This is a genomic window from Streptomyces sp. TSRI0107, assembly GCF_001905845.1.
In the GTDB taxonomy this organism is placed as follows: domain Bacteria; phylum Actinomycetota; class Actinomycetes; order Streptomycetales; family Streptomycetaceae; genus Streptomyces.
Window position 1 is genome coordinate 348,353 of record NZ_LIVZ01000001.1, and the last position, 13,095, is coordinate 361,447.

Sequence of the window (13,095 nt, forward strand, 5' to 3'; positions counted from 1 at the left end):
TGAAGGGATCAGCCGTTGCTGTCGCCGTTGCCCGCGAGCAGCGAGATGTCGTCCAGGATGTGCGACAGCGGCTCGTCGCCCTTGGCCTGGGTCGAGTTCTCGACACACTGCTGGTTCTGCGGGGACGAGAGGATCGGGATGTCCTGGACCGTGATCGGGACCAGGCCGATGAGCGAGCCGACGTTCGCCTTCGCGGGCAGGCCGATGCAGGGCTTGTTGAAGGAGCCCTGGATGAGCGCCAACTGCGGGCTCATGTTGCCGTAGGTGGCCGAGTTGCCGAACGACTGGTGGGCACCGTTGCCGCTGAACGACGTGGTGCCGTCGTCGTTGCCGATGGCCAGCGCCTGCGGAGCGGCGGCGGCGGAGGCGCCCACGACGGAGGCGGCGACCGCGGCGGTAGCCAGAACCTTCTTGATCACTTGCTAGTCCCTTCTGGAGAAACCCCGTCCACCGGAGCCACCTGATCAACTGCCCGTGACGCGCATGGTTGCCCCCATTCACCCGGATGGCGCACGGAGTGCGACCGGTCCGGCCTACGGACAGGCGTCGCGTTTCCCTCGGAGTCGCCGGTCCGAACGGTCCGTCCGGGTGACGTCGGCGGGTCAGGCCGCAACCAATCCGGAAAGCGCCGGTTGATGCCGGGCAGGAACTTGTGTCTTGGCCGGATGTCTTGGCCGGAAAGGAAAGCGAAATGCTGAAGAAGGCAATGGCCATGGCGGCGGTCGCCGTGTCCGTCGTCGGCGCCTCGGCGGCGGCAGCCCCCCAGGCGCTTGCCATCGGTGACGACCGGGGGACCACCTCCGGCAGCGGGAACCACGCCACCTCGAAATTCGGCAACCAGGTGACCGGCGGCGACCAGAGCCCGCAGGCGACGCTGGTCCAGAGCTCGCTGAACGAGCTGTGCGTCGGCCTGCCCGCCAAGGCCAACGTGGGCTCGATCATCGGCGCCGTCCCGATCACGGTCCAGGACATCCCGGTCCTGTCCGCCCCGCAGAACCGGCAGTGCGCCGAGAACTCCTCCCAGGCCAAGGATGACGAGCCGCTGTCGCACATCCTGAACGACATCTCGGCCCTCTCCGGCAACGGCGAGGAAAACGGCTGACGCGTTCGCTCGCACCGCCGCCCGGAATTGCCGGGCGGTCGGTCTGTAAATTCTTCGAAGGCGTTCGAGTGAATTACCGTACGGCACGCGTTCCGGAGTTTCTTCGTTTGTCTATCCCTCGTTCTACAGCCTGTCGGTCATGGTGCGAGCCGCCCAATCGCGCTCGCTCGGTTTCGGCCGTCATTGGGGCATGACCGCAGAGAAGGGAAAGTTCATGAAGAAGGCCGCTGCTGTCGTCGCGGGCGCGATTCTGTGTCTGGGCGGGGCCGCTCCGGCGTTCGCCGACTCCGAGGCCCTGGGCGCCGCGTACCACTCCCCGGGAGTGCTCTCCGGCAACGTGGTCCAGGTCCCCATCCACGTTCCGGCCAACGTGTGCGGCAACACCGTCGACGTGATCGGTCTGCTCAACCCGGCGCTCGGCGACGAGTGCGACAACGAGGACTGAACGACGTAACCGCAGCCATTCGGCTGGGTGACGGCCGGCTCCGGGGACTCATGTCTCGCTCCGGGGCCGGCCATTCCCATTTCTCCCATTTCTTCAAGCAGGAAGACAACGAGAGTGCGACAGACCCTCAGCAAGGGAGTGGTCGCGGCCGCCGCCGCGACAGGCATTCTGTCCTTGTGCGGAAGTTCCGCCCTCGCCGACACCACGGCGGCCGGCAGCGCCGGGGGCTCGCCCGGTGTGGTCTCGGGCAACCAGGTCCAGGTCCCGGTGAACGTGCCGGTCAACGTGTGCGGCAACACAGTCGACGTGGCCGCGGCACTGAACCCGGCCTTCGGCAACGACTGCGCCAACGGCTCGGACACCGACCCCGTCGACAAGGACGAGACCGCGGACAAGTCCGTCCACAGCGGCTCCTCGGCCGAGGGCACGACCGCGGGTTCGCCCGGCGTCGCCTCCGGCAACCAGGCACAGGTGCCGGTCGACGTGCCGGTGAACGCCTGCGGCAACACCGTCGACGTGGTCGGGGCGCTGAACCCGGCGTTCGGCAACGACTGCGAAAGCTCGGACGGTTACGGCGAGACGCCGGGTTACGGGGAGACGCCCCCCGACGACGCGGAGCCGCCGTCGGACGACGAGACGACGCCTCCGGGTTACGGCGAGACGACCCCTCCGGGTTACGGCGAGACGACCCCTCCGGGTTACGGCGAGACGACGCCTCCGGGCTACGGCGAGACGACCCCTCCGGGATACGGCGAGACCACGCCTCCGGGCTACGGCGAGACGCCCGAGCCCACGCCCACGCCTACCAAGCCCACTCCCACGAAGCCCACGCCCACCAAGCCTCCGACGCACACCCCGCCCACCCACACTCCGCCCACTCACACCCCTCCGACCAGCAAGCCGCCGCACACGCACACCCCGCCCACCCACACGCCCCCGCACCACACCACGCCGCCGAAGCACACGCGCCCGCCGCACGACGAGCACACCCCGCCGTCGCACGGTGGAGAGAAGCCCCCGTGGCACGGCGGACACCACCAGAAGCCGCCGTCCATGGCCGAGACCGGCGGCAACGGTGAGGCCATGCTCGCCGCCTCGGGCGTCAGCGCCGCGCTGATCGCCGGCGGGGCCCTGCTGTACCGGCGGGGCCGAGCCGCGTCCCGCCGGTAACGGACGCCGGACGTGTCAGGGGCGCCCCGGGTGACGGCGGCTCACCGCCGCCCGGGGCGCCCCGGTGCCGTCGCGGCCGGGCGCAGCCGCCCGCTCAGCCGACGGGAGACATGGGCGCCCCACAGCGTCCACATCGCCAGGCCGGGGGCCCGGTCGTCAGGGGCGTGCCAGGCCAGCTCCCGGCCGTCGGGAGCGGGGCGCAGGGCCGTCAGCGGGGCGTAGTTCTCCACCACGAACCTCCGGCCCGGCCGTGGCTCGCCGGCCGGCAGCGGACGGTGGGTGAGGTCCAGGTGGAGGGCGCGTACGACGTCCAGGCCCGCGGTGTCGGCGAAGAGCCGGAACTGGGCGCCGGGGCGTGGGTTGAAGTCGAGCAGGTGGTAGCGGCCGGTCCGGGCACAGCGGCGGAAGTCCAGGTCGAGGACGCCCCGGTAGCCCAGCTCGTCCACCAGACGGGCCGTGAGCTGCCACAGCCGTGGGTTGGGTGACCACACGCCGACCGCGGTCAGGCCCGCGCCGCGCGGCCACGAGTACAGCTTGCGGCCCGTGCCGCCCGCCACGAGGACGCCGGAGTGGTCGGCGTACGCGTGGACGAACCAGTCGAGGTCCGGGCCGGGCGGCAGGAACTCCTGGAGCAGCAGCGGACTGCCCGCCTCCCTGGTCCGCTCGTACAGTTGCCGGGCCTGCCGAGGGGTGTCGACCAGGACGGTGCTGCGCAGGCCGGTCCCGGGCGGGAGCAGCCAGGGGCGGCTCCACTTCGCCACCACCGGCAGTCCCAGGCAGCCGGCGGCGGCCGCCGCCTGGGCAGCGCTGTCCGGGACCACGGTCACGGGGTGCGGGACGTCCAGGGCGGTGCACACCCCGGCCAGTTCGGTCTTGTCGGCGACGTGCTCGGGCAGCAGGTCGGAGGGGGCGGGCAGCAGATAGCCGGCGGCGAGTTCCGTGCGCAGGGCGCCCACCGCGACGGCGGTCGCGTCGTCCATGGGGAGCAGGACGGCGGGACGTCCCACCTCGGCGGCGACCCGGCGCAGCGTGGCGGCGACGCCGTCGGAGCCGGCGTGCGGCGCGGGCGGCGGATGCAGCCGCCGTACGAAGCGGGACCGGCCGACGGGGCTTCCCGCGCGGTCGGCGACCAGGTGGACCTCCACCCCGGCCCGGCCGAGGGTGCGCACGGCGCCCAGGGTTCCGTGATGGAACGGATTCCGGTCGGTCCGCAGCAGAACGGCGGGGACGCGGGTGTCGAACGGCGACACAGTGGCTCTTTCCTTCGGTGGTTTGCTCACGGGTCTCACTGGTGCGGGCGAGGGCGCGTCGCGCCCGCCCCGGCGGCTCCGTCCGTCTCCCGGCCGCCCGCGCCCACGGCACCCGTGGTGGACGCCCCCGCGGCCCAGGCCGCGTCCGGCTGGGGAACGAGCCGGGAGGCCCGCTGGTCACCACCGTTCCCCAAAGCATCACCGAGATCGATCGCTATCCGTACCAATAAGGAGAAACCAGTCAAGGTAGTCCGAAGCGTGAAACCACGACACCCGGGAGATCACTCCTTCGGAGGCACAACCCCGGCGCGTCCCGCGCGTTGACACAGCGCCGGGCATCCCGCCCGGATGTTTTTGCGTCAACCCCAAGGAGCACCTCTCCATGTCGCGTATCGCGAAGGGCCTGGTCCTGACCTCCGCCGCCGTCGCCGCGGTGGCCGGCACCGCCGGAGTCGCCGCCGCCGACTCCGGCGCGCACGGCGCGGCCGCCCACTCCCCGGGTGTGCTGTCCGGCAACGCCGTCCAGATTCCGATCCACATCCCGATCAACCTCTGCGGCAACACCGTCGACGTGATCGGCCTGCTGAACCCGGCCTTCGGCAACAACTGCCTCAACCACTGAGGTCGCGTCACCCATAGACCACCGGCCGCTCTCCATGGGGAGGGTGGCCGGTTTCGCGTGCGCTGACCCGATTGGAGGGCCGCGGCGCCGACGCGGAGCACGGCGCTTGACGAGGCCCCTCACCAGCGGTGATGCCCTACGGAGGGCGGTACGGGCGGTTGCGGAGAGTATCCGTCGGTTGCGGAGCGCAATCGGTGCTTCCACGGTGGAGACAAGCCCGACGCAATCGAAAGGAACAACAGACATGCGTGGTCTGCCCGTTCGGCGTATCGCCTCCACCGCCCTCTGCGCCACCCTCGTTCTCGGAATCGCCGGACCGGCCGCCATGGCGGCCGACCACGACCCCGCCCGCGAGCGCACCCCCGCCACCTCCCAGGCGCCGGTCGCCGACGCGAAGGCACTGCTGGGCCAGACGCAGACGCTGAACGACCTCGGTGTCGTGCTCGACCCGGTCACCAAGATGCTCGACGCCGTGCTCAAGGCCGACGAGGGCCAGCTCTCCGCCGAGGAGGCCAAGAAGCTCGGCGACGCGGCGAAGGCGTCGATCGCCAAGCTCGGCACGGCGGCCTCCGCGGCCCCGGCGGCCCCCGCCGCCCCGGCCGTTCCCGCCGTCCCGGCCGCCCCCTCGGCCCCGACGGTCCCCTCCACGTCCAACGCGCCGATCGTCACGCTCCCCGCCCCCGCCTCGCTGGTCAAGAACGACCCGGCGGCGTCCGCCACCGACGTCAGGGCCGGTGTGCTCGACGACCTGCAGAAGGCGATCGACGCGCTGATCGAGGCCGCCACCTCCGGCCTGGTCGACCAGGTCGTCCCGGCCGCCACGGCCGTGGTGACCGGGCTCGTCAACGTACTGACCACCACGCTGGTCGGCGGCGCCCTGCCCGCGCACACCGTCGCCGGCCTGCCCCCGCTGCCGTCCCTGCCGGCCGCCGAGGCCTCCGCGCCGCAGTCGCCGGCCGCGCTGCCGGAGGAGCCGTCCGCCGCCGCGGAGGCCGCGCCCGCGCAGCCGCAGTCGCCGGTCGCCCTGCCGGAGGAGCCGTCCGCCGTGTCGGAGGCGGCGCCCGCGCAGCCGGAACTGACGCCGGCCCTGCCCGAGGCGCCGCAGACCGTGCCCACGGTCGGACTGTTCATGACCCCCTGACCCTTGGCCTCCAGGCCCCCTGGTCCCTGTCCTCCCGGGGACCCCGTCTGACCCTCTCTGACCCCCTCTGAACCCCTCTGACCTTCAGGAACCGAGTCGTCGTGCCGGCCGTGCGGGCCGGCTCGACGACCGTTCATATGTCTTCCTCGCACAGGGTTTCCGACCAGCGCGGCACTCGTTGGGCACGGCGTCCGGATTCCCCCCGGCGGCACGAGTCGCCGAAGAAAGGAACACGATGAAGTCCCTGAAGGCCGCCGCTGTCGTCGCCGGGTCCATGGTCATCGCGGGTGCCGCCGCGCCCGCGTTCGCCCACGACACCGCCGACCTCACGCCCACCAGCCTCAACGGCGCCGTCAACACGCTCACCAACCGCCCCATCGAGCCGATGGACGTCATGCCGCTGAAGCAGCAGTCGAACGCCCTCGACACCGAGAACAAGGACTCGGTGCTCAGCACGGTGAACGGCGTCACCAAGACCCTCAACGCCAAGGGCGGCCTGCTCGGCGGGCTGCCGCTGCGGGGCTGACGGACACCCCGGCCCGGCCCGCGGGCCGGCGCCCCAGGGACCGGGCCGATTCCGCCCCACCGGGAATCGGCCCGCTTCGGTCTGTTCGAGCGGAATCCGGGACCGTCCCTCGTTCGTGTGGAGAGCACAGCGGCCGTCGCCCGCTCGGGTGAGAAGGCGTCCGGGCCGGTTCCGGTACGCCGATAAGGTCGCGCGGTGACCTCAACCCCCAACGAAACCCGCCCCTTCCGCGCCATGGACATGGGCACCCTCGTCGTCATGGCCTGGAGCGGCGAGGCCCCCGGCGGCGACATGCCGTACCTCCTCGCCTACACCCTCGGGGACGGCCCCGACGGCCCCGAGGCCGCCTCCGCCGCCGTCGCGCGCATGCTGAACGACAACGGCCTCCCCGTCGGCGGCGACCTCGTCGACGGCGCCTCGAAGCCCGGCCTGCCGGTCGGCCTGCTCGTCGAGGCCGGCCAGGCCGTCGTCAACATGCCGCACCTCAACGCGCAGTGCACCCCGCCCCCGGAGTGGCTCGCGGCCGTCGGCGAACGCGGCTTCGCCTACTTCGTGTTCACCACCCGCCCCTGGCCGGAGGCCCAGCCCGGGAAGCCGGTCGACCCCGAGGCCCTGGCCGCGTTCGCGGGCGCCGACGAGACCCTGGACGCCGCCGCGCACGTGGTCCTCCCGGTCCGCAGCCTGCGCTCCTGATGGCGGCCGCCGCCGGACGGCACGCCCACCCGGCGGTGCCGGCCGTGGGCGGGGGCCGCGGATTCGCGCTGCTGCTGGTGCTCACCGGGGCGGCCGGGCTGCTGGCCTCCTGGGTCATCACCCTCGACAAGTTCAAGCTGCTGGAGGACCCGGACTTCACCCCCGCGTGCAGCCTGAACCCGGTGGTGTCCTGCGGCAGCGTCATGGAGAGCGACCAGGCCTCCGCCTTCGGGTTCCCCAACCCGATGCTGGGCCTGGCCGCCTACGCCGTCGTCGTCTGCGTCGGCATGAGCCTGCTGGCGGGCGCGGCCTTCCCCCGCTGGTACTGGTTGACCTTCGACGCCGGCTGCCTGTTCGGCGTCGGCTTCGTGTCCTGGCTCCAGTTCGAGTCGCTGTACCGGATCAACGCGCTGTGCCTGTGGTGCGCCCTCGCGTGGCTCGCGACCGTCGTCCTGTTCTGGTACGTCACCTCCTTCGCCGTACGCCACGGCTTCCTGCCCGCGCCCGACGGGCTGCGCTCGTTCCTCACCGACTTCACCTGGGTGCTGCCGCTCGCGCACCTCGGCGTGATCGGCATGCTGATCCTCACCCGCTGGTGGGACTTCTGGACGAGCTGACTGTGCGGACGTAGTACTACTGCGGCACCCGGGGGAATTCCGCGCGAGTGCCGCACTCGGGACGCTTCCCGGGCTCGTTGGGGGTACGGACGCCCAGCCCCCGACTCCTGAAAGGGACCGTTCCTGAGATGAAGCCGACCACCCGAGGAACCCTTGCCGCCGTCGTCACCGGCGTCGCGGCCGCCGTCGGAGCCGCCGCCTCCCCCGCGGTCGCGGCCGACACGGTCCCCGTGCCCGTGCCGCTGAACGGGGCCGAGAAGTCCCTCGGCATGGAGCTGCCCGAGATCGGCGCCGAGCTGCCCCTGCCGAAGCCGGGCAGCCCCGAGGGCCCGCGGTACGTCGAGGGCCGGCTCGTCCCGGACCGGGCGGTCCCGCAGCTGCCGGTGCGCGGCGGGCTGCCCGGCGCGGACGTACGGGCGCCGCTGCCGCGCCTCCTCGGCGACGACTTCGACCACGTCGGCGTCCACGCCCCCGCCTCCGACCTGCGCACCCTCGGCCCCGGCCTGGCCGTGGACGCCCCGCTCACCCCGCCCAACCCCGACAACTACGGACTGCCCGGCCTGAAGCCGCCGCAGGCGGGCGTGGTCACGCCGGTGCTGCAGACCGTGCCCGGCGCCGAGCTGGGCACGGGACCGGGACTGTAAGGACGGCCCCGCCTCGTCGAAGGGCCACGGGCCCGGGAGCCGCACACCGGCCGCCCGGGCCCTTCGGCTGTCCGGGGGGTAGCGGCCACGGACAGTGACCGTGGGGGCGGGCGGGCGGTTAGTCCCGTACGGACAACCGAACCGTACGAGGAGCACATGATGGCCGTCAGCGTCGGCGCAGCCGCGGTGAACATGGAGAACGAGCCAGGGAGAGCGGCGGGAACGCCCGACCCGCCGGCGGGAACGCCGGACCCGCCAGCGGGGCGCGGCACCCGCCGCGACCTGGCGCGCGGCATGTTCGCCGCGGCCGTCGCCCTCACGATCGCGCCGCTGGTCGTGGCGTCCCGGCCGGCCCGCCGGGAGGACCCGCAGAACCCGCAGGACCCGCAGAACCCGCAGGACCCGCCCGCGGACGTCGCCTTCGACGAGATCTACCGGGGCCGGCGCATCCGCGGCCTGCGCGCGCCCGGCGCGGTCCCGGCCTCCGCCGCGGGCCGCGTCTTCGGCACGGACGGGTGGCACGTCACCGTCGACGGCCACCCGCTGCACCTGATGCGCCGCGCCGACGGCGGCTGGCTGACGATGGTCGACCACTACCGCTCGTACCCGACCCCCCTGGAAGCCGCCCGCGCGGCCGTCGACGAACTGGGCCCGGGACAGAGCCTGGGAACGCCGGACGCGGACACGGCGAGCGGGGAGGGAACCCACGAGGGAACCCATGAAGGAACCCGGGGACAGGGGGGCCACCATGGTGTACACCCGTAAGGACGTCAGCACCCTCACCGCCACCGAGCGACGGCGTTTCGTCAAGGCGCTGCTGGAGCTCAAACGCCGTGGCGAGTACGACGAGTTCGTGCGCACGCACATCGAGTACTACGTCGCCGACGGCGAGAACGGACTGCGGACGGCGCACATGGCGCCCTCCTTCCTGCCCTGGCACCGCCAGTTCCTGCTGGAGCTGGAGAAGGCGCTGCGCCGCATCGACTCGTCGGTGTCCGTGCCGTACTGGGACTGGACCCGCGACCGCACCACGACCTCCGTGCCGTGGACCAAGGACCTGCTGGGCGGCAACGGACGCCCCTCCGACCGGCAGGTGACGACCGGCCCGTTCGCCTACGCGGAGGGTAACTGGACGCTCAAGGTCGGTGTCACCAACGGCAAGTTCCTGACCCGGGACCTCGGCCGGGCCCGGGACCCCCTCCAACTGCCCACCGCCGGCGAGCTGCAGTGGGCGCTGAAGGATCCCGTCTACGACGTCGCTCCCTGGGACTCGACGGTCACCCAGGGCTTCCGCAACAAACTGGAGGGCTGGGGCACCGGACGCGGCAGCGCCTCCTGGCGCAACCACAACCTGGTGCACCGGTGGGTCGGCGGCGCGATGGTCAGCGGCGCGTCCGTCAACGACCCGGTGTTCTGGCTGCACCACGCCTTCGTCGACCTGGTGTGGTCCCGCTGGCAGCAACGCCACCGGGACGACCGGTACCGCCCGGTGAAACAGCCGGCCGCGGGCGACCCCCAGCGGGGACGCGTCGTGGCACGGCACGAGAAGCTGCCGCCGTGGGACGTGACGCCGGACGAGCTGGACGATCACGGGAGCATCTACCGGTACGCGTAACCGTGTGCGCGGGGGCGGGTGGCGGCCCGTGGCGGACATGGGAGAGCCCCGGCGCTCGGGGTGCCGGGGCTCCTCTCGGGTGGGGCGTCAGTGGCCGTAGCCGTGGCCGCCCCCGTGACCCTTGCCGTCGTCGTGACCCTTGCCGTCGTCGTGGCCCTTGCCCTTGTGGTCGCTGTGGTTGAGGCAGGTGTTGCCGAAGGCCGGGTTCAGCAGACCGATCACGTCGACGGTGTTCCCGCACAGGTTGATCGGGATGTTCAGCGGCACCTGAGCGACGTTGCCCGACACCGCGCCGGGCGAGTGGACGGCCGCGCCCTGGGCCCCCGCGTCCGCCACGGCGAGACCGGCCCCGCCAAGGACCACGGCGCCCGTACCGAGGGCGACTCCGGCTGCCTTCGTGATGCGCGACATCACGTTCTCCTTAAGACTCGTTGATCGCGACGACAGTTGGAGCCGCCGCACTCCCCGTTCAACGCGACGGATCATGCCGGGTCACGCCGATCCGCCATGGATCACCCATCCTTCTCAGAAGGGCACAAACGGCGGCGCGCACGCGGGGAGCGCATACGGGGCGCGCAAACGACAGCGCATACGAAGCGAGCGGGGTTCGCACGCCCTGGACGGGCACTGCGAACGAGACGATGGGGCACAGGAGTGGCGTCAGGCAGGCCGAGGCACGATGCTCACCGCGCGATAGTCGTACCCGTCCTGTTTGAAGCCGGGGGCTTCCCACGTGAGGTCGACCCGCTGCCCGGGCGACAGCGTGCGGAAACCGGGCGCCTGGATGTCGGAGTAGTGGCCGAAACAGCCGCCGGGGGTCTCTGGGGAGTCGAGTACGCCCCACCCTTCCTCGTCGTACCACTCGCGGACGGTCGCAGTCACCATGCGCGGGACTCTACGGGTAACAACTCGGCCAAGCCCTCTCGGGGTGAGGGCGGAGACTGGGCGGCGCCCCGGCGACCCGGTGATCTCCCGCAGTGTGTCGAGTGTCACCCCGCCCTGAGCGGCAAAAACGCCCTCCCGAGGGGAGGGCGGAGACTGGCGCCCCCGGCAGGACTCGAACCTGCGGCCAAGCGCTTAGAAGGCGCCTGCTCTATCCACTGAGCTACGGGGGCCGGTGTGGTGGCCTCTGTCGTGGTGCCCGGGTGCGGGCTGATCCGTGACGTTGCCGGGGACAAGGATAGGGCTCCCGGATCCTTGACCCTGTTGCTTCGCCTCCGTGGCTCAATGTGGAGGTTCGGTGAAGCGGTCCTGATAATCGCAGGCAGGTACGAATCGTGCATCGCTTTTGACGCATCGCGCACCGGGTGTTGTGCACTCGTTATGCCTCAGTCACCTCCGTGTCCCAGTCGTCCCTTCCGTCCCTTGTGTCCTGTCGGCGCGCAGACATGCTCATATGCTTCAGAAATCCCATAAAATTGGGCATTCTTCGCATGTGGTGACCTTGGACGTACGGCCTCAGCTGCTCGACGCACTCTCCACGCTGCGCGACCGCGTCGCCGCCGCACGCTTCCCGCTGCCCCTGTCGGGGGCTCCACGCGCGCGTGCCAACCGCGACGAACTGCTCGCCCAGCTCGACGACTACTTGGTGCCCCGGTTGAGACAGCCCGAAGCGCCGGTACTGGCCGTAGTGGGCGGCTCCACCGGCGCCGGGAAGTCGACACTCGTCAACTCGCTGGTCGGACGTCGGGTCAGCGAGGCGGGCGTACTGCGGCCGACGACGCGGACACCGGTGCTGGTCTGCAACCCGGAGGACCACCACTGGTTCAGCGGGATGCGCGTGCTCCCCGACCTCACGCGCGTCTGGGTGCCCCAACAGGAGTCCGGTGACGAGCTGCTGCTCCCCGGCGAGAACCCCACGCGCGTACTGCGCATCGAGACCACCGAGACCCTGCCGCCCGGCCTCGCCCTCCTCGACGCGCCCGACATCGACTCGCTGGTCGCCGACAACCGCGTCCTCGCCGCCGAGCTGATCTGCGCCGCCGACATCTGGATCATGGTCACCACGGCGGCCCGGTACGCCGACGCCGTCCCCTGGCATCTGCTGCGCACCGCCAAGGAGTACGACGTCACGCTGGTGACCGTCCTCGACCGCGTACCGCACCAGGTCGTGTCCGAGGTCTCCCGGCAGTACGGCGCCCTCCTCACCAAGGCCGGCCTCGGCCACGTGCCCCGGTTCACGGTGCCCGAGTTGCCCGAGTCGGCCGGGGGTGGCGGGCTGCTGCCGGTCACCGCCGTCGCACCACTGCGCACCTGGCTCATTCACCAGGCCCAGGACCCCGCCGCCCGGCAGCACACCCTGGCCCGCACCGCGCACGGCGTCCTGAACTCCCTCAAGTCCCGGATGCCCGAACTGGCCAGCGCCGCCGCCGCCCAGTACGCCGCCGCCCTCCGCCTCACCGCCGCCGTCGACACCGCCTACGACAGCGAGTACGCGCGCGTGCGCGGACGGCTCCAGGCGGGGGCCGTCCTCGCCGGGGACGCCCTCAAGCGCTGGCGGGCCTTCCCGCTGGACTGCACCCCCAAAGAGCTGCTGGACGCGCTCGTGGAGAGCCTCGGCGACCTTCTGCTGTGCGCCGTCACCGCGGCCGACGAGCGCGTCGACGACGCCTGGCGGCTCGAGCCCGCGGCCGGCGCCCCCGAGCTGGCGGACGACGCCGAACCACACCACGCGGGGCACCGGATCGGGCTGGCCGTACGGCGGTGGCGGCGGGAGCTGGAGGAGTACGCCGAGGAGGAGGTGCGCCACTTGGAACGGAGCGTCGCGCCCGACCCCGAGATGATCGCCGCACTCGTCGCCACCGTGCTGCTCGGCGGGCGGCGCGCCAGGTCGGCGGGGGAGGGGCTCGCCGAGCGGATCGGCGCACACGGGGCGCTGCGGCTGCGTGACCGGGGCGGCCGGCTCCTCGCCGAGCACCTGGATCGCGTGATCCAAACCGAACGCGAGCGCCGACTCGCCCCGCTCGACGCCCTCGACGTCCATCCCGAACCCCAGGCCGCACTCATCGCCGCGCTGTCCGTATTGCAGAAGGAGAGGTGACCGGTGGCCGCCGTCACTGACCAGGACCACACGGATCACGCCGATCGTGCTCACCGTGCCGATCACGTAAGTCACTCGGCTCTTGCCGGTGCCCGCATCGGTATCGGCGCCTCCGAGCGTCAGACGGATCACGTCGAGCGGGCGGATGACAAGACCTCCGAGGTGGAGAACGACTTGCGTGACGAGGGTGGTTCCGAGGGCACGGACAAGCCGTCTGGGGAGACGGAAAC

At 72.0% G+C, this 13,095-nt stretch carries 16 protein-coding genes and 1 tRNA gene; 12 read left to right on the forward strand and 5 right to left on the reverse strand.

Translation table 11 applies throughout. From position 1 onward, the window contains the following. Positions 1-8: 8 nt before the first annotated feature. Complete coding sequence (locus AMK31_RS01525; RefSeq protein WP_073938427.1) at positions 9-419, reverse strand: rodlin; 411 nt, start codon at positions 417-419, stop codon at positions 9-11. A gap of 272 nt (positions 420-691) precedes the next feature. Between AMK31_RS01525 and AMK31_RS01530 the strand changes: the two genes are divergently transcribed. The 3 genes from AMK31_RS01530 (at position 692) to AMK31_RS01540 (ending at position 2,717) form a co-directional block, all read left to right on the forward strand. Then, positions 692-1,102, forward strand: a complete 411-nt coding sequence (locus tag AMK31_RS01530) for a rodlin (protein WP_073938428.1) — start codon at positions 692-694, stop codon at positions 1,100-1,102. 190 nt (positions 1,103-1,292) lie between these two features. Further along, positions 1,293-1,547, forward strand: coding sequence for a chaplin (locus AMK31_RS01535; protein ID WP_198948395.1), 255 nt, complete (start codon positions 1,293-1,295; stop codon positions 1,545-1,547). Between the two features lie 138 nt (positions 1,548-1,685). Next, complete coding sequence (locus AMK31_RS01540; RefSeq protein ID WP_198948414.1) at positions 1,686-2,717, forward strand: chaplin; 1,032 nt, start codon at positions 1,686-1,688, stop codon at positions 2,715-2,717. Between the two features lie 41 nt (positions 2,718-2,758). Here the strand turns inward: AMK31_RS01540 and AMK31_RS01545 are convergent, their stop codons facing one another. After that, a complete protein-coding gene (locus AMK31_RS01545) occupies positions 2,759-3,967 on the reverse strand; it encodes a carboxylate--amine ligase (RefSeq protein ID WP_073938431.1) in 1,209 nt (402 codons plus the stop codon). Between the two features lie 382 nt (positions 3,968-4,349). Here AMK31_RS01545 and AMK31_RS01550 point away from each other — a divergent pair, with 382 nt between their 5' ends. From AMK31_RS01550 to AMK31_RS01585, 8 genes are all read left to right on the forward strand, one after another. Next, complete coding sequence (locus tag AMK31_RS01550) at positions 4,350-4,589, forward strand: chaplin (RefSeq protein ID WP_073938432.1); 240 nt, start codon at positions 4,350-4,352, stop codon at positions 4,587-4,589. A gap of 244 nt (positions 4,590-4,833) precedes the next feature. Next, the gene (locus tag AMK31_RS01555; protein WP_241842500.1) at positions 4,834-5,730 is read left to right on the forward strand and encodes a hypothetical protein; all 897 of its coding nucleotides are present in this window, start codon (positions 4,834-4,836) and stop codon (positions 5,728-5,730) included. A 235-nt stretch (positions 5,731-5,965) separates the two neighbouring features. Further along, positions 5,966-6,256, forward strand: coding sequence for a hypothetical protein (locus AMK31_RS01560; RefSeq protein WP_073938433.1), 291 nt, complete (start codon positions 5,966-5,968; stop codon positions 6,254-6,256). 195 nt (positions 6,257-6,451) lie between these two features. Continuing rightward, a complete protein-coding gene (locus AMK31_RS01565) occupies positions 6,452-6,949 on the forward strand; it encodes a DUF5949 family protein (RefSeq protein ID WP_073938434.1) in 498 nt (165 codons plus the stop codon). Beyond that, positions 6,949-7,566 carry a vitamin K epoxide reductase family protein gene (locus tag AMK31_RS01570; RefSeq protein ID WP_073938435.1) on the forward strand — a complete coding sequence of 206 codons (618 nt, stop codon included), beginning with the start codon at positions 6,949-6,951 and terminating at the stop codon, positions 7,564-7,566. Before AMK31_RS01565 ends, AMK31_RS01570 begins: the two co-directional genes overlap by 1 nt. A 128-nt stretch (positions 7,567-7,694) precedes the next feature. Continuing rightward, complete coding sequence (locus AMK31_RS01575; protein ID WP_073938436.1) at positions 7,695-8,210, forward strand: hypothetical protein; 516 nt, start codon at positions 7,695-7,697, stop codon at positions 8,208-8,210. A gap of 159 nt (positions 8,211-8,369) precedes the next feature. Then, positions 8,370-8,975, forward strand: coding sequence for a tyrosinase family oxidase copper chaperone (locus AMK31_RS01580; RefSeq protein WP_073938938.1), 606 nt, complete (start codon positions 8,370-8,372; stop codon positions 8,973-8,975). Continuing rightward, positions 8,959-9,825, forward strand: coding sequence for a tyrosinase family protein (locus tag AMK31_RS01585; protein WP_073938437.1), 867 nt, complete (start codon positions 8,959-8,961; stop codon positions 9,823-9,825). The genes AMK31_RS01580 and AMK31_RS01585 overlap by 17 nt, the downstream gene beginning before the upstream one ends. An 87-nt stretch (positions 9,826-9,912) precedes the next feature. Here the strand turns inward: AMK31_RS01585 and AMK31_RS01590 are convergent, their stop codons facing one another. The 3 genes from AMK31_RS01590 to AMK31_RS01600 form a co-directional block, all read right to left on the reverse strand. Next, positions 9,913-10,236 (reverse strand): chaplin, encoded by a 324-nt coding sequence (locus AMK31_RS01590; protein WP_073938438.1) that lies wholly within the window; start codon positions 10,234-10,236, stop codon positions 9,913-9,915. Positions 10,237-10,485: 249 nt separating this feature from the next. Beyond that, complete coding sequence (locus AMK31_RS01595) at positions 10,486-10,710, reverse strand: cold-shock protein (RefSeq protein WP_073938439.1); 225 nt, start codon at positions 10,708-10,710, stop codon at positions 10,486-10,488. Positions 10,711-10,864: 154 nt separating this feature from the next. Then, a tRNA-Arg gene (locus AMK31_RS01600) sits at positions 10,865-10,940 on the reverse strand. A 320-nt stretch (positions 10,941-11,260) separates the two neighbouring features. Here AMK31_RS01600 and AMK31_RS01605 point away from each other — a divergent pair. Beyond that, positions 11,261-12,865, forward strand: coding sequence for a dynamin family protein (locus AMK31_RS01605; RefSeq protein WP_073938440.1), 1,605 nt, complete (start codon positions 11,261-11,263; stop codon positions 12,863-12,865). The last annotated feature ends 230 nt before the right edge of the window (positions 12,866-13,095 follow it).